Origin of the sequence: Aliiroseovarius sp. xm-d-517 (genome assembly GCF_013283135.1) — a bacterium.
Classification (GTDB): Bacteria; Pseudomonadota; Alphaproteobacteria; order Rhodobacterales; family Rhodobacteraceae; genus Aliiroseovarius; species Aliiroseovarius crassostreae.
On record NZ_WBXT01000001.1, the window covers coordinates 471,907 to 493,534 of the forward strand.

At 58.8% G+C, this 21,628-nt stretch carries 20 protein-coding genes; 19 read left to right on the forward strand and 1 reads right to left on the reverse strand.

The window, feature by feature from the left end:
- Positions 1-124: 124 nt before the first annotated feature.
- A complete protein-coding gene (locus tag XMD517_RS02260) occupies positions 125-892 on the forward strand; it encodes a DsbA family protein (protein WP_173487217.1) in 768 nt (255 codons plus the stop codon).
- A 133-nt stretch (positions 893-1,025) separates the two neighbouring features.
- A complete protein-coding gene (locus XMD517_RS02265) occupies positions 1,026-2,297 on the forward strand; it encodes an N-acetylmuramoyl-L-alanine amidase (protein WP_254449785.1) in 1,272 nt (423 codons plus the stop codon).
- An 81-nt stretch (positions 2,298-2,378) separates the two neighbouring features.
- Here the strand turns inward: XMD517_RS02265 and XMD517_RS02270 are convergent, their stop codons facing one another.
- Entirely contained in the window at positions 2,379-3,809 is a 1,431-nt protein-coding gene (locus tag XMD517_RS02270) for a Glu/Leu/Phe/Val dehydrogenase (protein WP_173487216.1), read from the reverse strand.
- A 324-nt stretch (positions 3,810-4,133) separates the two neighbouring features.
- Between XMD517_RS02270 and XMD517_RS02275 the strand changes: the two genes are divergently transcribed.
- From XMD517_RS02275 to ftsA, 17 genes are all read left to right on the forward strand, one after another.
- A complete protein-coding gene (locus tag XMD517_RS02275; RefSeq protein ID WP_173487215.1) occupies positions 4,134-5,906 on the forward strand; it encodes a TadE/TadG family type IV pilus assembly protein in 1,773 nt (590 codons plus the stop codon).
- Between the two features lie 28 nt (positions 5,907-5,934).
- Complete coding sequence (locus XMD517_RS02280) at positions 5,935-6,465, forward strand: TadE/TadG family type IV pilus assembly protein (RefSeq protein WP_173487214.1); 531 nt, start codon at positions 5,935-5,937, stop codon at positions 6,463-6,465.
- The gene (locus tag XMD517_RS02285; protein ID WP_173488065.1) at positions 6,462-7,055 is read left to right on the forward strand and encodes a TadE/TadG family type IV pilus assembly protein; all 594 of its coding nucleotides are present in this window, start codon (positions 6,462-6,464) and stop codon (positions 7,053-7,055) included. The genes XMD517_RS02280 and XMD517_RS02285 overlap by 4 nt, the downstream gene beginning before the upstream one ends.
- A gap of 120 nt (positions 7,056-7,175) precedes the next feature.
- Positions 7,176-8,087 carry a pirin family protein gene (locus tag XMD517_RS02290; protein WP_173487212.1) on the forward strand — a complete coding sequence of 304 codons (912 nt, stop codon included), beginning with the start codon at positions 7,176-7,178 and terminating at the stop codon, positions 8,085-8,087.
- A 127-nt stretch (positions 8,088-8,214) separates the two neighbouring features.
- Entirely contained in the window at positions 8,215-8,661 is a 447-nt protein-coding gene (locus XMD517_RS02295; protein WP_173487211.1) for an isoprenylcysteine carboxylmethyltransferase family protein, read from the forward strand.
- 167 nt (positions 8,662-8,828) lie between these two features.
- On the forward strand, positions 8,829-10,400 hold the full coding sequence (locus XMD517_RS02300; RefSeq protein WP_173487210.1) for a Re/Si-specific NAD(P)(+) transhydrogenase subunit alpha: 1,572 nt from the start codon (positions 8,829-8,831) through the stop codon (positions 10,398-10,400).
- 13 nt (positions 10,401-10,413) lie between these two features.
- A complete protein-coding gene (locus XMD517_RS02305; protein ID WP_173487209.1) occupies positions 10,414-11,847 on the forward strand; it encodes an NAD(P)(+) transhydrogenase (Re/Si-specific) subunit beta in 1,434 nt (477 codons plus the stop codon).
- Positions 11,848-12,005: 158 nt separating this feature from the next.
- Positions 12,006-12,908: a DMT family transporter gene (locus XMD517_RS02310; RefSeq protein WP_173488064.1), complete on the forward strand. Its 903-nt coding sequence runs from the start codon at positions 12,006-12,008 to the stop codon at positions 12,906-12,908.
- A gap of 201 nt (positions 12,909-13,109) precedes the next feature.
- On the forward strand, positions 13,110-14,273 hold the full coding sequence (locus XMD517_RS02315; RefSeq protein WP_173487207.1) for a putative peptidoglycan glycosyltransferase FtsW: 1,164 nt from the start codon (positions 13,110-13,112) through the stop codon (positions 14,271-14,273).
- Positions 14,251-15,387 (forward strand): UDP-N-acetylglucosamine--N-acetylmuramyl-(pentapeptide) pyrophosphoryl-undecaprenol N-acetylglucosamine transferase, encoded by a 1,137-nt coding sequence (locus XMD517_RS02320; protein WP_254449881.1) that lies wholly within the window; start codon positions 14,251-14,253, stop codon positions 15,385-15,387. The genes XMD517_RS02315 and XMD517_RS02320 overlap by 23 nt, the downstream gene beginning before the upstream one ends.
- On the forward strand, positions 15,384-16,784 hold the full coding sequence (gene murC, locus XMD517_RS02325; RefSeq protein ID WP_173487206.1) for a UDP-N-acetylmuramate--L-alanine ligase: 1,401 nt from the start codon (positions 15,384-15,386) through the stop codon (positions 16,782-16,784). Before XMD517_RS02320 ends, murC begins: the two co-directional genes overlap by 4 nt.
- Before the next feature lie 21 nt (positions 16,785-16,805).
- Positions 16,806-17,045, forward strand: a complete 240-nt coding sequence (locus XMD517_RS02330; protein ID WP_173487205.1) for a DUF2484 family protein — start codon at positions 16,806-16,808, stop codon at positions 17,043-17,045.
- On the forward strand, positions 17,042-17,308 hold the full coding sequence (locus XMD517_RS02335; RefSeq protein ID WP_173487204.1) for a DUF2484 family protein: 267 nt from the start codon (positions 17,042-17,044) through the stop codon (positions 17,306-17,308). The genes XMD517_RS02330 and XMD517_RS02335 overlap by 4 nt, the downstream gene beginning before the upstream one ends.
- The gene (gene murB / locus XMD517_RS02340) at positions 17,295-18,227 is read left to right on the forward strand and encodes a UDP-N-acetylmuramate dehydrogenase (protein ID WP_173487203.1); all 933 of its coding nucleotides are present in this window, start codon (positions 17,295-17,297) and stop codon (positions 18,225-18,227) included. The genes XMD517_RS02335 and murB overlap by 14 nt, the downstream gene beginning before the upstream one ends.
- A gap of 143 nt (positions 18,228-18,370) precedes the next feature.
- Positions 18,371-19,294, forward strand: coding sequence for a D-alanine--D-alanine ligase (locus XMD517_RS02345; protein WP_173487202.1), 924 nt, complete (start codon positions 18,371-18,373; stop codon positions 19,292-19,294).
- On the forward strand, positions 19,282-20,205 hold the full coding sequence (locus XMD517_RS02350) for a cell division protein FtsQ/DivIB (RefSeq protein ID WP_173487201.1): 924 nt from the start codon (positions 19,282-19,284) through the stop codon (positions 20,203-20,205). Before XMD517_RS02345 ends, XMD517_RS02350 begins: the two co-directional genes overlap by 13 nt.
- Positions 20,202-21,536, forward strand: a complete 1,335-nt coding sequence (gene ftsA, locus XMD517_RS02355; RefSeq protein WP_173487200.1) for a cell division protein FtsA — start codon at positions 20,202-20,204, stop codon at positions 21,534-21,536. The genes XMD517_RS02350 and ftsA overlap by 4 nt, the downstream gene beginning before the upstream one ends.
- Positions 21,537-21,628 lie beyond the last annotated feature (92 nt).

A 21,628-nucleotide genomic window follows, 5' to 3' on the forward strand; every position in this document is an offset into this window, starting at 1 on the left:
GGAAGGGGGCAGGCTGGGACCATCTGCCGCGCGACCTCGCGCGGGTTTGATCGGATCAGGCTTGGCGCATCGGCTGCAATCGCATATGTCGAAAGGGATTTGTCTTTTTCGGAACGAGAACCCCATGAAACGTTTTTCCCGCGCAAAACACACCCTTCTGAGCACCGCTTTGATGATTGGCACCGCCTTGCCTGCCGCCGCATTTGATCTGAGCAACATGAGCGAGGCCGAGCGAGAAGCGTTTCGCAATGAGGTGCGCGCTTATCTGCTGGAAAACCCCGAAGTGATCATGGAAGCGGTCAGCGTTCTGGAAGAGCGTCAGGCAGCGCAGGCCGCGATGGATGATCTGGCCTTGGTGCGGGTCAATGCAGAAGCTCTGTTCAACGATGGCTATTCGCATGTGGCTGGCAATCCCGACGGGGATGTGACGATTGTCGAGTTTGTTGACTACCGTTGTGGCTATTGTCGCAAGGCCTATGACGAAGTCACGGAGCTGCTGGAGAAAGACAAGGGCATCCGCCTGATCCTGAAAGAATACCCGATCCTGGGCGAAGACAGCCTGAACTCGTCGCGGTTTGCGATCTCGGCGCAACTTCTGTTTGGCGAGGATGCATATGAAAAACTGCACCCGGCGCTGATCACCCTGCGGGGATCGGCCAGCATTGGCAATCTGATCGCTTTGGCGGATGATCTCGGGCTGGATGGCAAAGCGATTGCAAAGGGGATGACGGCGGATCGTGTCGACGAAATCCTTGGCGAGAACCACGCCCTTGCGCGCCGTCTGCAGATCACCGGAACGCCTGCCTTCGTGATGGGGGAACAGCTTGCGCGCGGGTATATGCCGCTGGCGCAGATGGAGGCTTTTGTCTCGGACATCCGGTCCGCCCAATAACGCCGCGCAATACCTCCGGTGCCCCCATAACCCGGTACCATTGAGCCGGGGCAAAACAGGTGTTCAGGGGAGGGCGGTTTGCTATGATCGCCCAAACCCGCCCCTCGGCCCCAATCCTGAACGGAGCAGCCCCTTGCGTTCAATTTGTCGTTTCACCAGCTTTTTCAACTGTCTTGTGGTCTGTTTCGGTCTGCTGCTCACCCCTGCGCTGGCAGAGGGGCAGTCGACACCGGACCAAGCAGGGAAACTGTCCGCGCTGGCCCGTCTGGCGGGTGATGGGGTGACGTTGGAGGCAAACTGGCGCAGCCTTGAGCTTCAGATTGAAATGACACGCGCCGTGCCCTGGCGCGTTTTCACGCTGACACAGCCCCGACGTCTGGTGATTGATTTTTCAGAGCTGGACTGGACCGGGCTTGACCGTGAGGCAGTGCTTTATGAAAGCGACCGGATCTCGGATCTGCGGGCCGGGTTGTATCGACCGGGATGGACGCGGCTTGTGCTGGATCTGGCAGAGCCGCTGAAAATCAAGACATCACAAATGACCACGGGGGATCAGGGCGCGCGATTGCACCTGCGTCTCGTGCCGGTCTCGGACGAGGAATTTGCGCAGACCGCCGGGGCACCGGATCTGGGCGCAACCCGCCCTGCGTTCGTTTCGGGATCCGGCGATGCAGTTGGCAAACCTCACCAGCGTGGGCAAGCCGCGTTGCGGGTGGTTCTGGACCCCGGTCATGGGGGAATTGATCCGGGCGCGGAACGCGATGGTGTGGTTGAGGCGGATCTGGTGCTGACATTTGCGCGTGAGTTGCGGGATGTTCTGCGTCGGGCCGGTGGGTTTGATGTTGTGCTGACCCGTGATGACAACAGCTTCGTTTCATTGGAGGAACGTGTGACCATTGCCCGCCATGCCGGGGCTGATGTGTTCATCTCGCTGCATGCGGATGCTTTGGCACAAGGGCGTGCCACCGGGGCCACGGTCTATACCCTGTCCAAGGAGGCCACGGATCTTGCGTCCCAGAAACTGGCGGAACGTCATGACCGGGGGGACCTGCTGGCCGGGGTGAATCTGCGGGAACAGGATGATGAGGTGGCGCTTGTGCTGATGGATCTGGCGCGCAGGGAAACCACCCCCCGTTCGAGCGCCTTGGCTGATGCGCTGGTTGAAGGCATCCATTCCGCAACGGGATCGATTTACAAAACCCCCCGGATGGAGGCAGGGTTCTCTGTTTTGAAAGCACCGGACATTCCGTCGGTGTTGCTGGAACTTGGCTTTATGTCTTCGCCCAAGGATCTTGAGCGGATGACCTCGGCGAAATGGCGGTCGCAGGCTGCGGAAGGGATCCGTGACGCGTTGCAATACTGGGCCATTCAGGATGCAGCGCAGGCGGATCGTTTGCGCAAGTAATCCCCCACTGGCGTCTGTATCTTCGGATAAAAAAAGGCCACGCATATCGCGCGGCCTTTTCTTTTGATTGGCGATAAAAGCTCAGAGGCCCTTGGCGCGATAGCTTTTGGCGATCCGGTCAATTGCCACCAGATAGGCGGCCATGCGCAGATCGGGCACATCGTCGCGTGAATGCCACACGTCCCGCATGGCCTGATAGGCGGTGCGCATCGTGTCATCCAGCCCCGAGCGCACAAGTTCGAGCTCGTCTGCGCCGCGCAGATATTTCTCTTTGAACTCCGGCGTCATCGACCAGGCGTCCCCCAGGTAGCGGTCAAGCCGTTCCAGCTCGTCGATCACAAGCTGGTGACGTGCCTCTTCCTGGCGACGCTGCATCCGGCCGAACCGGATATGGCTGAGGTTCTTGACCCATTCGAAATAGGAAACGGTCACGCCGCCTGCGTTGGCATACATATCGGGGATGATCACACAGCCCTTTTTACGAAGGATATCATCGGCGCCAGCGGTGAGGGGGCCGTTGGCAGCTTCGATGATCAGCGGTGCCTTGATCCGATCGGCGTTGGTCAGATCGATCACGGCCTCCAGGGCCGCCGGGATCAGAATGTCACACTCATTTTCCAGCACCGCACGCCCGTTTTCGACATAGGTCGCGTCCGGGAAACCGGAAACCCCGCCATTGGCGCCGATCCAGTTGCGCACCGCTTCCACATCCAGCCCGTTCTCGTCGACCAGCGCGCCGTCGCGTTCAATGATGCCGGTGATCAGGGCGTGATCTTCCTCTGACAGGAATTTGGCAGCGTGATAGCCCACATTGCCAAGGCCCTGAACGATGACACGTTTCCCTTCAAGCTTACCGGACAGGCCGGCCATTGCCTTGTCTTTCTCGTGACGGAAGAACTCTCTCAGCGCGTATTGGACCCCACGCCCGGTTGCTTCGACCCGGCCCGAGATCCCGCCTGCGTGTGTGGGTTTCCCGGTGACACAGGCCTTGGCGTTGATGTCGGTGGTGTTCATGCGGGCATATTGGTCCGCGATCCAGGCCATTTCGCGTTCGCCGGTGCCCATATCGGGGGCGGGAACGTTTTGCGAGGGGTTGATCAGGTCGCGTTTGGCCAGTTCATAGGCAAACCGACGGGTGATCAGTTCCAGCTCATGCTCTTCATATTCGCGCGGATCAATGCACAGCCCGCCTTTTGAACCGCCAAAAGGCGTTTCGACCAGCGCGCATTTATAGGTCATCAGGGCGGCCAAGGCTTCGACCTCGTCCTGGTTCACGGCACTGGCGTAACGGATGCCCCCTTTCACCGGTTCCATATGTTCGGAATGCACGGCGCGATACCCAACAAAGGTGCGGATTTCGCCGCGCAACCGCACGCCGAACCGCACGGTATATGTGGCGTTACACACACGGATTTTTTCCTTCAGTCCGGGGGGGAGGTCCATGATCTCGACCGCACGGTCGAACATGATATCCACGGATTCACGGAATGAAGGTTCTTGTGTTCGGGTCATTTGATGCTCCTGACTGCTGACCGGTGACACACGCAGGGCGAATCGCACCCTGCGTCACTTTCACGCACAACCTAGGCTGCTTTGGTTAACAACACATCCCGAAAATGAGAAATGTGAACGGCTATCATTGACCTATGGGAAACAAGAAGGTGAGTGGAAACAAATGCTTGATCAGGTGTGATTGGGCCGATTTGAAGAATGAGAATGCCCTAATTTCGCCACAAGGATAAGGTTAACTCTCTCCAAGTAGGGTTTGGGTGGCGTTGGTGTCGGCGTATTTGTCGGGACCAATTTGACCTGTTTGTATTGAGGAAAGGGGATTTCATGATGCGCTTTGCAGAATGGAAAACTCGTAAAACGCGTATCGGTTCGAAGCTTGTTGATCATGTCCTGCGCTTCCAGCGGGACGAAGATGGCGCGCTTGTCGTATTCATGCTGTTCATGATCGTGGGCATGCTGATCATTGCCGGGCTTGGCGTGGATTTCATGCATTACGAAGCGCAGCGCACCCGCCTTCAGGCCACCCTGGATCGTGCCATCCTGGCCGGTGCCCATCCCGATCAGACAACAGACCGAGCGGCGGTTGTGAAATCCTATTTCGATTCCGCCGGGTTGGGGAACTACATTGATCCTGCGGATATCGTGGTGGATGCCAGTGCAACCCATAGTGAGGTCAGCGCGACTGCAAAAATGCATGTCGAGCCATTGTTGCTGCAATTGATTGACTTTAAGGGGCTGGATGCCGTTGCCGTCAGTGGTGCCCGACAAGCTGTGAAACATCTTGAGGTTTCGCTTGTTGTCGATGTTTCGGGATCCATGGGATATCAGTCCGCCAGCGGCAATACGAAGCTTTACGAGCTGAAGCAGGCGGCAAAGAAATTCTCCAACCAACTGCTGTGCAACCCGGAAGACACCAGCACCTCAACCAATTGTACCTACACGGAAAAGAATACCTCGCTGTCGCTGGTGCCTTATTCATCGCAGGTCTCGGTCGGAAAGGACCTGTTGAAACGGTACAATCTTGTGGATCAGCAGGATGACAGCCATTGCGCGACCTTCATGGATGGGGATTTTTCTGTTGCCGGGATCGACCCGAGCGCGCCCCTGCGTCAGGCTGCCAAGTATTACGGTCTGACCTATCGCAGTTGGGTGGATCCCAACGGGTGGGTTGAACCGTCAGGCTCTGCGGCCACATCCAAGGACACTTGGTGGAGCTGTTTCACGGCGCCGTGGCGGGAAATCGCCCCGCTTGAGGATTCCGCAGAGGATCTGGTTCAGGATATCGAGGCGCTGGATGCGCTTGGCGGAACCGCAATCCATATCGGGATGAAATGGGGTGTTGCGCTTTTGATGAAAGATGCAAACAGCGTCGTTCAGGGATTGATTGACGACAACATCGTCTATTCGGGTTTTGCCAGCCGCCCCTATGACCCTTCGATTGTTGAGACATCCAAGATTGTTGTGTTGATGACGGATGGATTGAACTCCTCCTATCGTCGTTTGAAAGACGGGCGGCGCACAGGTCCGTCCCCGTTCTGGCGAAACAACTCTCAGTCTTATGACAATCTGTCTGATCAAAGTATCATGTCGATCTATGATGCAAAGACGGGTCTGTATCACTGGCGCAATGTGCCGGCATCCGCCCCGCGTACCGCTGACCATCCCTATGGCAGTGGGTCTTACCGCGCCTGCGAAACGCGATACAGCTGGTCCAGTGGATATTACAATTACTGCTGGGATCAGGATGAACCCGGTTCTGCCGTGCAGCTGCGCTATGAAGAATTCTGGAAAGCAGGGTTCACGACCAAATATTTTGATCAGTTCAGTTTCCTGAGCGCACCGGGAACCAGCCTGTCGAATGCGGATCCTGACAAAGCGGTGGATCAATTGCTGCTGGACCAATGTGACGCGGCAAAAATCCAGGGGATCAAGGTCTATACGATTGAGCTTGAGACAGCCGGGGGCAGCGATGGGGGCAGCGTTCTCGAACGATGCTCCTCTGGGGCCGGATATTATTTCAAGGTTGATGGTTCCGGATTGGAACAAGCCTTTTCCGCAATCGGGCAGGACATTTCCCGTCTGCGATTGACACAATGATCCGGGTGAAGGTTTCGGGAGAGTGATGATGGCTTGGTGCAAAGGTTTGAAACGGCGGCTGAAGCGGGAAAACGGCAACGCGACCATTGAGTTCGTGATCTTTTTTCCGTTGTTCATGACAATTTTCTTCACCGCGTTCGAAATCGGGTTTTTCACCTTTCGCACCGTTCTTTTGGAACGTGCGCTGGATCTGAGCATCCGGTCTTTGCGCCTCGGAACCATGCTGCCGGCGACACCCGAAGAGATGAAGCGCAGAATGTGCAGCGAAATGATCTATTTCCCCACCTGCACAACCGATCTGTCGATTGATGTGCGCGCCCTTGACAGTTCCTGGAAACTGCCCACGGGCAAGATCGCCTGCCGAGACCGTGTGAATGGTGTTGATCCGGCGGATCTGCGGTTTGCCCCGGGCGCTGACAAGGTGCCAACCCTGGTGCGGGCCTGCCTGGTGATGGACCCGTTCTTTGCACCAACCCCCTTCGTTCTGGACTTGCCGCGGGATGCGTCGGGTGGGTCGGTCATGTCGTCCTGGTCCACTTACGTTGCGGAGCCGAAATGATGAAAAAAACGGTTCAATATCACCTGCGGTCTTTTCTGGCGCGGCATGATGGCTCGATTACGGTTGAATCCGTCATCCTCATCCCGCTTGTGTTCACCGTCTTCATGATTGGCTTTACCTTTTTTGATGTCTTCCGTGAAAAAAGTCTGACCCTGAAAGCAAACTACGCCATTTCCGATCTGATTTCGCGTGACGACAATGTGACCGAAGCGGATTTGCAGGGTTATCACAAGCTGTTTCGCTATCTGACAAACAACAATCCGGGGGCCTGGATCAGGGTGACCGAGGTTAAATGTCGTTCCGCCTGCGGCAAAGAAAGCCGGGTTCTGAGAAAGGTCTGGTCCAAATCTTATCCAGCCGCAAGTGTTCCGGAACTGACGACAACGGATATTCAGGAACGTTACAGAGAGGCGATCCCGTTGATGTATCTGGGGGAGTTTCTGATGATTGTGGAAACAAACGCAGTTTATCTGCCGATTTTTTCGGGGGAATGGACTGGCATCTTCTCACGCAACATGACGGATCTGGTTGTGACAAAGCCCCGGAACGGACCCAAGATCTGTTTTGAGAACGAAAACTGCAACCCATAAGCGGGCCAAGAGCAAGGCCGGGATCTGTGCTTTTCTGTTTTCGAGGTGAGCATTTGTGCGCAATTGCGAAGTGACCGGGCCACCCCATATCATGGACACAGCCTGATCAAGGAGGTTTCCATGTCACTTCGCCCTGTTCTGTCCCAAAATATCGCCCAGCCTACGCTTGAAGGCGCAGGCGTTCATCTGCATCGGGCTTTTGGGTTTCATGATCCGAAATCCTTTGACCCGTTTCTGCTCTTTGATGATTTCCGTTCGGATGATCCTGCGCTTTACGGGCAGGGTTTCCCCTGGCACCCCCATCGCGGCATTGAGACCATCACCTATGTGCTGGCAGGAGAGGTCGAACACGAAGACAGCCTGGGCAACAAGGGACGCCTCGGGGCGGGTGACATCCAATGGATGACAGCCGGGTCGGGCATCATGCATCAGGAAATGCCGAGCGCCAACCCGCAAGGGCAGATGCATGGGTTTCAGCTCTGGGCCAATCTTCCCAGAGAGCTGAAAATGACCACCCCCAACTATCAGGACGTGCCCGCCGCTGAAATCCCGGTGATCGAAGAAGATGACGGCACAGTGGTGCGCGTTGTTGTGGGCAGGTTCTGGGGCCGTACAGGTCCGGTAGACGGGATTGCCGCTGACCCGCTTTACCTTGATGTATCCATCCCCGCCGGTGTTACGAAATCCCTGCCGATTGATACCCGCCGTCAGGCCTTTGCCTATGTGTTTGAGGGGGCCGGAGCTTTCGCAGATGCCGCTGCCCCCCAGGGGATTTTGCTTGAAAAGGAAGTGGGGGGACGTGAGGTGAATATTCGGGATCTGTCCGGAAATCGCACCGTGGTCCGGTTCGGGGCCGGTGATGAGGTCCGGGTGCAGGCTGGTCCCGACGGACTGCGGTTTCTTCTGGTGGCAGGGGCACCGATCCGCGAGCCGGTGGCCTGGCACGGCCCGATTGTGATGAACACCAAAGACGAGCTTCGCCAGGCCATGTCTGACCTCAGGAACGGGACCTTTATCGCTCCCCGCAGTTAAACCTCCGAAGGGAAAAGCTACGCAGCGGTGCGCACCGGAGAGGGGGGGCGAACAGAAGCGATTGCTAAACCTTTCGGAAATGTTACTAATGGTCGGAAATTCGCCGAAAAGAGTCGTGAAACAGACGATGCAACTGCTTGATCTCCCGCCCGTGTGGTTGTTGGGCCTGCTGGCCGGGACCTATGCGTTGCATCTTGCTTTGCCCCAGGTCGGGTTTGGCCCATTGGCACTCCCGGAACTGGGGGCGGTGTTCATCATGCTTGGGATTGGTTTGATGCTGTGCGCCATGTGGGAGTTTCTTCGCGCGCGCACAACCATCATGCCACGCGCAACCCCGACCGCATTTCTGCAGCGCGGCATCTACCGTTTCTCTCGTAACCCGATCTATCTGGGGGATGCGCTGGTGTTGCTGGGGGCAGTTCTGTGGTGGAACATCGCCCCTGCCATCCTCTTTGTTCCTCTGTTTATCTTTTTGATAAATAAACGATTTATTGAAGGGGAAGAGGCTGGGTTGCGGGCGCTTTACGGGGCTGAATTTGAGGAATGGAGCAGAAAGGTTCGTCGCTGGATTTGACAGGTTTTTGAAACAAAATTGTCGCAGCGCGGCAAAAAACGTTAGGATGTTACGCTGCGTCTGCGTATCTTTGCCAAGATTACAGCGTAGATTGCATGAATAACTAGGGATGTCCGGCGGCATGGACCGGTGGGCCATCGCTAAGATGGGAGAAGAGGAAAAGACACGTGAAGATTGGTGTTCCCAAGGAAATATTTGAGGGCGAAAACCGGGTCGCGATGACCCCTGAAAGCGCCAGAATGCTGCAGAAGCTCGGCTATGAATGCCTGATTGAAACCAAGGCAGGGCTTGCTGCCGGGTTTTCAGATGAGCTTTACAGGGAGGCTGGTGTAGAGATTGCCAAAACCGCGGCAAGCCTCTGGAAAGAAGCAGATATCATCGCCAAAGTGCGCCAGCCGAATGATACGGAACTGAAGCGTCTCACCAAGGACAAGACGCTGATCTCCTTCTTCAATCCCGGCGGAAACGAAGATGGGATGGAGAAGGCGAAAAAATCTGGTGCCAATGTGATTGCGATGGAGATGGTTCCACGTATTTCGCGTGCCCAGAAAATGGACGCTCTGTCATCCATGGCGAATATCGCGGGCTATCGCGCGGTGATCGAGGCGGGCAACAACTTTGGCCGTTTCTTCACCGGTCAGGTGACCGCTGCCGGTAAGGTTCCGCCCGCCAAGGTTCTGGTTGTGGGCGCCGGTGTGGCTGGTCTGGCCGCAATCGGCACCTCGACCTCGTTGGGGGCAATCACCTATGCGTTCGACGTGCGCCCGGAAGTGGCCGAACAGGTTGAATCGATGGGGGCGGAATTCGTCTATCTCGATTTCGAAGAAGAACAGCAGGATGGTGCTGCCACCGGTGGTTATGCGTCCGTGTCGAGCCCTGAGTTCCGCGAAGCGCAGCTCGCGAAGTTCCGTGAACTGGCGCCCGAGGTGGACATCGTGATCACCACCGCGCTCATTCCGAACCGCGAAGCGCCCAAGCTGTGGCTTGAGGACATGATCAAGGCGATGAAACCCGGCTCGGTGATCGTTGACCTTGCAGCCGAGAAGGGCGGCAACGCCGAAGGTACCGTGATGGACGAGAAGATTGTCACCGACAATGGTGTGACGATCGTCGGCTATACCGATTTCCCCTCACGCATGGCCACGCAATCCTCATCGCTTTACGCCAACAACATCCGCCACATGATGGCTGACCTGACCCCTGAAAAGGACGGGCAGATCAACCACAATATGGAAGATGACGTGATCCGCGGTGCAACCGTGACCTTTGAGGGGGAGATCACCTTCCCGCCACCGCCGCCCAAGGTGCAGGCGATTGCCGCCAAGCCGAAAGAGGTGGTTCCGGAGTTGACACCGGAAGAGAAGAGAGTGTTGGAAGTTGCTGAATTCAAACAGCAAACCAAAAATCAGGTCACGCTTCTGGCCATTGGTGGCGCACTCCTCCTCGGGGTTGGTCTTGTGGCTCCGGCCAGCTTCATGCAGCACTTCATCGTGTTTGTTCTGGCCGTGTTCGTGGGCTTCCAGGTGATCTGGAATGTGGCGCATTCGCTGCACACACCGCTGATGGCGGTGACCAATGCGATCTCGTCGATCATCATCCTGGGGGCGCTGATGCAGATCGGCACCAGCTCGGCCCTGGTGGTCATCCTTGCCGCGCTTTCGGTCTTCATGGCCGGGATCAACATTTTCGGCGGCTTCCTTGTGACACGGCGCATGCTCGCCATGTTCCAGAAATCTTAAGGGGGTAGGGATCATGGAATTTGGTTTCACCACAGCTGCATATGTTGTTGCAGCAGTTCTGTTCATCCTCTCCCTTGGCGGTCTGTCGGGGCAGGAAAGCGCAAAACGCGCGGTTTGGTATGGTATTGTCGGCATGGCGCTGGCGGTGTTTGCCACGCTTATCGGTCCCGGTGCGGGCTTTTGGTGGCTGTCGATCATCCTGATCGCCATTGGCGGCGTGATCGGCACCTATGTGGCACAGCGCGTGCAGATGACCGAGATGCCGCAGCTTGTGGCCGCGATGCACTCTCTGGTGGGTCTGGCCGCAGTGTTTGTGGGCTTCAATGCGCATATCGAACTGGTCAATGTGCTGGGCATGGAGGAGGCCGCCAAGAAAGGCCTCGAAGGGTTTGCGGCGCTCATTGCCAAGAAGGACATCGTTGAACAGAACATCCTGCGGGTTGAGCTGTTTCTGGGGGTCTTCATTGGGGCCGTGACCTTTACGGGATCTGTGATTGCCTATGGCAAGCTGGCGGGCAAAGTGACCTCGGCCGCCGAAAAGCTGCCCGGTGGGCATGCGCTCAATGCCGGGGCTGCGATCCTGTCGCTGGTCTGTCTTGTCTGGTATTTCAATTCCGGTGGCATCCTGCCGCTGATCATCATGACGCTGGCAGCGTTCTTCATCGGCTACCACCTGATCATGGGGATCGGTGGTGCGGACATGCCGGTGGTTGTGTCGATGCTGAACAGCTACTCGGGCTGGGCCGCGGCCGCAATCGGCTTCTCGCTGGGCAATGACCTTCTGATCGTGGTCGGCGCGCTGGTGGGCTCCTCTGGTGCGATCCTGTCCTACATCATGTGTAAGGCGATGAACCGGTCCTTCATTTCGGTGATCCTGGGCGGTTTCGGTGGCACCACCGGTCCGGCGATGGAGATCGAGGGCGAACAGATCGCGATCGACGCTGACGGCGTGGCCGCAGCGCTTGAGGATGCCGATAGCGTTGTGATCATTCCCGGCTACGGTATGGCTGTGGCACAAGCCCAGCAGAACGTGGCGGAACTGACCCGTCGTCTGCGCGCCAAGGGCAAGAACGTTCGCTTTGCCATTCACCCGGTTGCGGGTCGTCTGCCCGGGCATATGAACGTGCTCTTGGCAGAGGCCAAGGTGCCGTATGACATCGTGCTGGAAATGGACGAGATCAATGATGACTTCCCGGAAACGGATGTGGCCATCGTGATCGGGTCAAACGACATCGTGAACCCAGCCGCCCAGGAGGATCCGAACAGCCCGATCGCCGGGATGCCGGTTCTGGAATGCTGGAAAGCCAAACAGGTGTTTGTCTCGAAACGCGGGCAGGGCACCGGGTATTCCGGCATCGAGAACCCGCTGTTCTTCAAAGAGAACACGCGCATGTTCTATGGCGACGCAAAGCAGTCGCTTGATACGCTGCTGACGATGATCTCCTGACCGGTTATGAAATCAACACAGCGGGCGCCTTCGGGCGCCCGTTCGCATTTCAAAGCTCTTGCCCGGCCCCGGAACGGGCGCTAAGGCAATTGAGGTCAGGTTGATGGGTTTCTCTTTGGTGAAGCGCGCCCACCACCCAAACAGCTTTAGGCAAACACATGTCACAAGGTTTTGGTCTTTTTCTTAAACTCGCCTCCGTGGGTTTCATCCTGTCGATGCAAAGCCTGATCAAGACGCTGGAGGGGGCGTTGCCGCCGACCGAGGTTGTGTTTTTCCGCGCATTTCTGTCGATCCCCTTTCTGCTTGTCTGGATCGGAGGGCAAGGGCGGCTGCATGTTGTGCTGAAGACGGAAAACCTGCGCGGCAATCTGATGCGGGGCCTGATGGGGGCCTGCGCAATGAGCCTGACCTTTGCCGCCATCACCTACTTGCCTTTGCCCGAAGCCACAGCACTTTTTTTCGTTGCCCCGATCCTGACCACGATTTTCGCGGCGATCTTTTTGAAAGAGCAGGTGCGGCTTATTCGGGTGAGTGCAGTGGGGGCGGGGCTGATCGGCGTGCTGGTGATCCTTTGGCCCCAGCTGGGTGGGGTGGCAGGCGCCAGCGATGAGGCGGCAGCGCAGCGCAGTCTGGGGGCGATGCTGGCCCTGGGCGCGGCCTGTTTCATAGCGGGCGCCAAGATCCTCGTGCGTCGCCTTGTCGGGCGGGATCACCCGTCGACTGTTGTTCTCTATGCTGCTTTGACCGCATCGGCGGCGGCGCTTTTGACGCTTCCCTTCGGATGGCTCTGGCCCACCGGCCCGCAATGGACCGTGCTGTTTGGTGCGGGATGTCTTGGGGCTGCGGGGCAGGCGCTTTTGACCACCGCATATAAATATGCGGATGCGTCGACAATTGCGCCTTTTGACTATTCGTCGATGATCTTTGCGATCCTGTTTGGCTATCTGTTCTTTTCGGAACTGCCCAGTCTGCAGACCCTGATCGGTGCGGGGATTGTGATTGCGGCAGGCGGGGTGATCTTGTGGCGCGAAGCACAGGTTCGCGGCTCTGCCCCGTCCTGAGTGGCGCGCGCGGATCTTTGCGCATGGCATGGTGAAAGCCAGATAAAGTGCTGGCAGCAAAGGGAAATCTGCGCTATGATTTTCACAATCCTCCGCAAGCAGACGGGGACCTCCGGTTGGGCCGCAGAGCCTGAAGTCAATAAAAAGCCGGGGAAATCAAAAGAGAACGAGCGGTTTTTAAAGCAGTGACAGGCGGCGATCATGACTGAAATGGTATATGGTGCGATCCCGAAGCGGGATGGCGATCCAATTCTTCCCCGTTGGTGGCGGACAGTGGATCGGTGGTCCGTGACCTGTGTTCTGGCGCTGTTTGGTTTGGGCATCCTGTTGGGGCTGGCCGCATCTCCGCCGCTGGCCGAGCGCAACGGGCTGGACCATTTCCACTATGTCGAACGGCAATTGGTGTTCGGGGTCGTGGCGCTGGTTGCGATGTTTGCCACCACGATGATGAGCCCGATAATGGTGCGCCGTCTGGGGGTGATCGGGTTCGCCTTTGCCATGGTTGCGGTGATGATGTTGCCGGTGCTGGGCACGGATTTCGGCAAAGGGGCGGTGCGCTGGTATTCGCTGGGCTTTGCCTCGGTGCAGCCGTCCGAGTTTCTCAAGCCCGGTTTTGTGATCGTGGCCGCCTGGCTGATGGCCGCCAGTTACGAATTGAACGGACCGCCGGGAAAGGCAATGTCACTGGGGCTTTTGATGGTGATCGTGGCTTTTCTGGTCACCCAGCCGGATTACGGCCAGACCGCGCTGATCGCCTTTGCCTGGGGGGTGATGTATTTCCTTGCCGGTGCGCCCATTCTGGTGCTGGTTTCCCTTGTGGGGCTGACTGTGCTGGGCATGAGCGTCGCGTATAACAACTCAGAACATGTTGCCCGCCGTATTGACGGGTTCCTGAACCCGGAGGTCGATCCGACCACCCAGCTGGGCTATGCCACCAATGCCATCCGCGAAGGCGGGTTCTTTGGCGTGGGCGTGGGCGAGGGGCAGGTGAAATGGTCCCTGCCGGATGCCCATACGGATTTCATCATCGCGGTCGCGGCCGAGGAATATGGCCTTCTTCTGGTGCTGGTCATTATCGCGCTTTATGCCACCATCGTGGTGCGCAGCTTTATGCGACTCATTCAGGAACGCGATACGTTCATCCGCCTGGCGGGGGCTGGACTGGCCTCGATTTTCGGGGTTCAGGCGCTGATCAATATGGGGGTCGCAGTGCGCCTTCTACCGGCCAAAGGCATGACTTTGCCCTTCGTGAGCTACGGCGGATCATCGCTTATTGCAGGCGGCGTGGCTTTGGGTATGCTCCTGGCTTTCACCCGCACACGGCCGCAGGGCCGGATGCAGGATGTCTTTAACCACCGTCACTGAGCAGGCCGAAAACATGTCAGACACGCAACCTCTTCTTGTGATCGCCGCCGGAGGGACCGGGGGGCATATGTTTCCCGCGCAGGCCCTGGCTGAAGCCATGTTGCGCAAGGGATGGCGGGTCAAGCTGTCCACGGACGCCCGCGGCGCCCGCTATACAGGCGGATTTCCCCATGTGGTTGAGGTGGAAGAGGTCAGCTCGGCCACATTTGCCCGTGGCGGTATCGTGGCAAAAGCACTGGTGCCGTTGAAAATTGCCGGGGGCGTTCTGTCCATGGCCCTGCGTCTGCGGCGCGATCGCCCTGCGGCGGTGGTGGGCTTTGGCGGCTATCCCTCCATTCCCGCGATCGGGGCCGCCTGGATGCTGGGCCTGCCTCGGATGATCCATGAACAGAACGGCGTTCTCGGGCGGGTGAACAAACGCTTTGCCACCCGGGTTGATGTGGTTGCCTGCGGCACATGGCCCTCCGCTTTGCCCGAGGGGGCGGGGGCGGAGCACACGGGAAACCCGGTGCGTGCTGCGGTTCTGGAACGCGCTGGCGCGCCTTATATCGCGCCTGGCGATTACCCGATGTCGATCCTGGTCATGGGCGGAAGTCAGGGCGCGCGGGCATTGTCGGACACTGTCCCGGCTGCGATTGCCGCTTTGCCGGGGCATCTGCTCCGGCATGTCTCGGTCAGCCATCAGGCGCGGGACGAAGATCATGACCGGGTGGTCGCCTTTTATAACGAACATGGTATCCGCGCCGATGTGCAGCCGTTCTTCACCGATATCCCCCGCCGCATGTCCGAAGCGCAGCTTGTGATCAGCCGGGCGGGGGCCTCCTCGGTGGCAGATATTTCGGTCATCGGGCGCCCGTCGATCCTGATCCCCTATCCCCATGCCACCGAAGATCACCAGACCGCCAATGCGCGCGGGCTGGTGGATGCGCAGGCGGCGATCCTCATTCCCGAAAGCAAACTGGATCCGGGTCTTCTTTCGGTCCAGATTGCCAATGTATTGGAACACCCCGAGGGCGCCAGCCAAATGGCGCGCGCCGCGCTTTCGCAGGGAATTCCCGATGCCACCGCGCGCCTTGTTGCGCTGGTTGAAACGCTTACAGGACAAACACAATGAACGCAGCCGCTACCAAACTGCCCACCGAAATGGGTGCAATTCACTTCGTCGGTATCGGCGGTATCGGCATGTCGGGCATTGCCGAGGTCTTGCTTAACCATGGTTATCGGGTGCAGGGGTCGGACCTGAAATCAACCAAGATCACCAAGCGGCTGGAGGATCTGGGGGCTGAGGTCTTTATCGGACAGAAAGCAGAAAATCTGGAACATGCCGAGGTTGTGGTGATTTCCTCGGCGATCAAACCGGGCAATCCCGAACTGGACACCGCCCGTGCCCGTGGCCTGCCGGTGGTGCGCCGGGCTGAAATGCTGGCTGAACTGATGCGCCTGAAATCCAATATTGCGGTGGCCGGAACTCACGGCAAAACCACAACCACCACCATGGTGGCCGAGCTTCTGGTTCACGGCCATATCGACCCCACGGTGATCAATGGCGGCATCATCCATGCCTATGGATCCAACGCCCGCATGGGGCAGGGCGAATGGATGGTGGTTGAGGCTGATGAAAGTGACGGGACCTTCAACCGCCTGCCCGCGACCATCGCCATCGTCACCAATATCGACCCGGAGCATATGGAGCACTGGGGTGATTTCGATACGCTGCGCCGGGGCTTTCTGGAATTTGTGTCCAACATCCCGTTCTACGGGCTGGCGGTCTGTTGCACCGATCACCCCGAGGTGCAGGCGCTGGTGGGGAAAGTCACCGACCGGCGGGTTGTGACCTATGGGTTCAACGCGCAGGCAGATGTGCGGGCCGTGAACCTTCATTACAAAGGTGGCATTGCGCATTTCGACATCGAACTGCATTCCGAAGGCAGCCGGATCGAAGGCTGCACCCTGCCGATGCCCGGCGATCATAACGTGTCAAACGCCCTGTCCGCCGTGGCCGTGGCCCGCCATCTGGGCATGAAACGAGATGAAATCCGCGCAGCTCTCGCGGCCTTTGGGGGCGTGAACCGGCGCTTTACCAAGGTAGGAGAGGTGAACGGGGTCACCATTATCGACGACTACGGCCACCATCCGGTGGAAATTGCCGCCGTCCTGAAAGCGGCCCGTCAGGCCAGCGAAGGGCGGGTCATCGCGGTGCATCAGCCGCACCGCTACACGCGGCTTCATGATCTGTTCGAAGATTTCTGCGCCTGTTTCAACGAAGCGGATGTGGTGGGTATTGCGGATGTATTTGCCGCAGGTGAAGAGCCGATTGTAGGCGCGTCCCGTGACGATCTGGTGGCGGGCCTCGTGCGTCATGGCCATCGCCACGCCCGTGCGATTTCCTGCGAAGAGGATCTGATTGACCTGGTCCGGGATGAGGCGAAACCCGGTGATATGGTGGTCTGTCTAGGCGCCGGCACGATCAGCGCCTGGGCCAACGCCCTGCCGGGCAAGCTGAATGCATAACCCGGCCGGACAGCACCGCGCATGAGCCTGCCGCTGATCCTTGCCTGCCTTTGGGTGGTGATTGCAACCTTGGTGGCCTTTTTGCCGATGAGGGCGCAATTTGCACCGGGTGCGGCGCTCTTGCTGGCGGGTCCGGTGCTGATTGTTTGGATCGGCGCCACCCATGGCTGGCTCTGGACCGTGCCCGCGACTTTTGCCATCCTGTCGTTGTTTCGCCGCCCGCTCTCTTACCTGCTTCGTAAAGTGGTGACAAAATCATGAGCTGGACCCTGCTTCTTGCCTGCCTCTGGATCATCGGTGCTAAGCTTGCCTCGATGCGGCCATCTGCGCGCAAACACTGGCCGTTGGCCTATGCGCTGATGCCTCTGGGCGCACCCATTGTGGCGCTTGCCTGGTGGGAGCACGGGGCCGGTGCTGCTCTGTTTGTTCTGGCCATCGGCATGGTTGTCTTACGCTGGCCCGTGATTTATCTGGGGCGACGGATTGTGAAACTCATCAAAGGGGCAGGGGATGGCGCGGCCTGATCAGATTGATATTCGAGGGCAGTTGATGGCCGAGCGCGAATTGGCCGGGCTGACCTGGCTGCGTGTTGGCGGTCCGGCTGAGTGGCTGTTCATGCCGGCAGATGAGGATGATCTGGCCCAGTTTCTGACCCAGCTCGACGCGGATATCCCCGTCTTTCCGATGGGGGTCGGGTCGAACCTGATCGTGCGCGACGGTGGCATTCGCGGCGTGGTGATCCGCATGGGACGCGGGTTCAATGAGATTTCCATCGACGGGGCGCGTGTCACCGCTGGCGTTGCGGCCCTTGATGCACATGTGGCGCGCAAGGCGGCTGCAGCAGGGCGGGACCTGACCTTTCTGCGCACCATCCCCGGAGCGATTGGCGGGGCCGTGCGGATGAATGCGGGCTGTTATGGCGCATATGTGGCGGATGTCTTTTTCAGCGCGCAGGCCCTTACCCGGATGGGGGAGCGGGTCACGCTCACCGCGGAAGATCTGAACTTCCAGTATCGCCAGACCGATCTGCCCGATGGGTGGGTGATCACCAGCGCCACCTTTGAGGCCCCCGAGGGCGACCCGGAGGAGCTGGCCGCCCATATGGATGCTCAGCTGAAAAAGCGTGACGAAACGCAACCGACCAAAGATCGCACTGCCGGCAGCACTTTTCGCAATCCGGCAGGGTTCAGCTCAACCGGGCGCGCTGACGACAGCCATGAGCTTAAGGCTTGGAAAGTGATTGATGAGGCGGGCCTGCGGGGCGCCACCCTGGGGGGGGCACAGATGAACCAGATGCATTCCAACTTCCTGACCAATATTGGCAATGCCACCGCTGCCGACCTTGAAGGCTTGGGCGAAGCGGTGCGAAAAAAGGTTTACGATCATAGCGGGATACAGCTAGAATGGGAAATCATGCGCGTAGGCGAACCGGCACAAAAATAATCGGGCCACGCGCGTGGGAAAAGCACGGCTTTTCCGATATTTGAAGAGGCAGAGCAGCCTCCTGAAAATTCATTGGGCATTGCTTCCGGGCAGGGGGTAACTGTCTGAATAACAGGGTCAATTTGGCCCGGGACAGAGGCATTATGACGGGCAAGGCAAAACAGGCAGCCCCAAAGGTCGTGGTCTTGATGGGTGGCCCCTCGGCGGAACGCGAGGTGTCGCTGACCAGTGGGCGTGAATGCGCCGAGGCCATGCGGGGGGAAGGCATTGAGGTGATCGAGCTGGATGCCGGCCCCGATCTGGTGGAGCGCCTGAAAGATCTCAAGCCCGACGTGGTATTCAACGCGCTGCATGGACGCTGGGGCGAAGATGGCTGCGTGCAGGGGATCTTGGAATGGATGGGGCTTCCCTATACCCATTCCGGGGTGCTGGCTTCTGCCCTTGCGATGGACAAGGAACGCGCGAAAGAAGTGTTCCGTGCTGCGGGTCTTCCGGTCATGACCTCGGTTCTGGCGGACCGGGACGAGGTGAAGTCGCGTCATGTGATGGCGCCGCCCTATGTGGTCAAACCCTATAATGAAGGCAGCTCGGTCGGGATTTATATCGTCAGTGATGGCGCGAATACCCCGCCGCAACTTGCCGATAGCATGCCGCAGACCGTGATGGTGGAAACCTATGCACCGGGGCGCGAACTGACCACCACCGTCATGGATGGCAGGGCGCTGGCCGTGACCGATATCATCACCGATGGCTGGTATGATTACGACGCAAAATATGCCGAGGGGGGCTCGCGTCACGAAATCCCCGCCAACATCCCTGCCGAGATTGAAGCCGCGTGCCTCGACTACGCGCTGCGGGCCCATGAGGCGCTTGGATGCAAGGGGGTCAGTCGCACCGATTTCCGTTGGGACGAGGCGCGCGGGCTTGAGGGGCTGGTTCTGCTTGAGACCAATACCCAACCGGGTATGACCCCGACCTCGCTCGTCCCTGAACAGGCCGCCCATTGCGGTATGAGCTTTGGCCAGCTGTGCGCCTGGATGCTGGAGGACGCGTCATGCAATCGTTGACGCACAGGTCGAAACCGCCGGTGTCCCCGTCCGGGCATGGGGGGGCGCCAGCGCGCCGCGACCCCGCGCCGTCCCGCATCGCCTACAAGATCAATCGCCTGTGGCTGACGCCGCTCTTTCGCGCCACCCTGCGGGTGGGGCTGCCGGTGTTTCTGATCCTGCTGATGGCGGGGTGGTATTTCTCAAACCCCACCAATCGTTACGCGATTGGTGAAAAAATCACCGATATCAAAAGGTCCGTGCAGGAGCGCCCGGAATTCATGGTCAAGCTGATGGCCGTGGAAGGGGCGAGCCCGATAGTGGATGACGCGGTGCGCGTGCTTCTGCCAATCGACTTCCCGATCTCCTCGTTCGATCTTGATCTTGAGGTGATGCGCGAAGAGATCATGAAGCTGGATGTGGTGGCCAATGCGGAGCTGCGCATTCGTCCCGGGGGGGTGCTTGAAGTTGTGATCAGCGAACGCGACCCCGTTGTGGTGTGGCGATCACAGGGGCAGCTTGAGCTGCTGGACCGGTCCGGTCACCGGGTCGCCAGCCTGACAGCTCGCGCCGCCCGCGCCGACCTGCCGATGGTCGCAGGGGCTGGCGCGGACAAGGCGGTGGACGAAGCGCTTCGTATCATTGCGACCGCAGGACCGCTTGCCGACCGGCTGCGGGGCCTCGTGCGCGTGGGGGAACGGCGCTGGGATCTGATGCTGACCAAGGATCAGCGGATCATGCTGCCGGAAAATCAGCCGGTTTTTGCGCTGGAACAGGTCTTGGCTCTTGATCAGGCCCAGGACCTTCTGGCGCGCAATGTGACTGCCATAGATATGCGAACCCCTCTGCGCCCGACGCTGCGTCTTGGATCCGACGCAACCGAAGAGCTGCGCCGGATCAGGGGATTTGAAACAGAAGAGGCCACCGAATGACCGATCTTTACGTTCAGCAGCGCGCCATGCGATCCATGCGCGAAGCAGCGATGCAGCGCGGTGTGATTGCCATTCTCGATGTGGGAACCTCCAAAATTGGCTGCCTTGTCTTGCGGTTTGACGGCAGCGAGCAGTTTCGCGAAGGGGACGGTGTCGGCAGCCTGGCCGGGCAAAGCGCCTTTCGGGTGATCGGAGCGGCCACAACCCGCTCACGCGGTGTGCGCTTTGGTGAGATCGACGCCATGGCCGAAACCGAACGCGCCATCCGTACCGCAGTGCAGGCCGCGCAGAAAATGGCCAATGTGCGGGTGGATCACGTCATTGCCTGTTTCTCCGGGGCCAATCCGCGCTCTTACGGGCTGGCGGGGGCCGTGGATCTGGGCGAACGCGCGGTCAGTGAAGATGATGTGGCGCGCGTGCTGGCCTCTTGTGATGTGCCGGATTTTGGATCCGGGCGAGAGGTGCTGCATGCCCAACCGGTCAATTTTGCACTCGATCATCGCTCTGGCCTGTCCGATCCGCGCGGGCAGGTGGGCAGCCGCCTTGCGGTGGACATGCATCTGCTGACGGTTGACAGCGCCGTGGTGCAGAACCTGTGTTACTGCATCAAACGTTGTGATCTGGAAGTGGCCGGTCTGGCCAGTTCGGCCTATGTCTCGGGCATCTCAGCCCTTGTTGAAGACGAACGAGAGCTGGGGGCGGCCTGTATTGATCTGGGCGGTGGGGCCACGGGGGTCTCGATTTTCATGAAAAAGCACATGATCTATGCCGACAGCGTGCGGCTGGGCGGAGATCATGTGACCTCTGACATTTCAAAAGGACTTCAAGTATCCCTCGCAACTGCCGAAAGAATAAAGTCTTTTTACGGTGGCGTTGTGGCGACGGGCATGGATGACCGCGAGATGATCGAGATCGGTGGGGACACCGGGGACTGGGAACATGATCGGCGCACCGTCAGCCGGGCCGAACTTATTGGCATCATGCGCCCGCGGGTTGAAGAGATCCTGGAAGAGGTGCGCGCCTGTCTGGATGCCGCCGGGTTTGACCATTTGCCCAGTCAGCAGATTGTTCTGACCGGCGGGGGCAGCCAAATTCCCGGCCTGGATGGCCTCGCGCCGAAAATCCTCGGTCAGCAAGTGCGCATTGGGCGCCCGCTCCGGGTGCAGGGGCTGCCGCAGGCGGCAACGGGGGCCGGATTTGCCTCTGCCGTGGGTCTGTGCCTGTTTGCGGCGCACCCGCAGGACGAGTGGTGGGATTTCGAAATTCCCGCAGAGAGTTATCCCGCCCGCAGCCTGAAGCGCGCGATGAAGTGGTTCAAGGACAACTGGTAATCCCAAAATCTTGTGTGAGTGGCGAAATCCTGCTGATAAAACAGCGGGTTTTCCCACATTTTGCGTCTTTCACTTCAATTGGGGCGTGACGA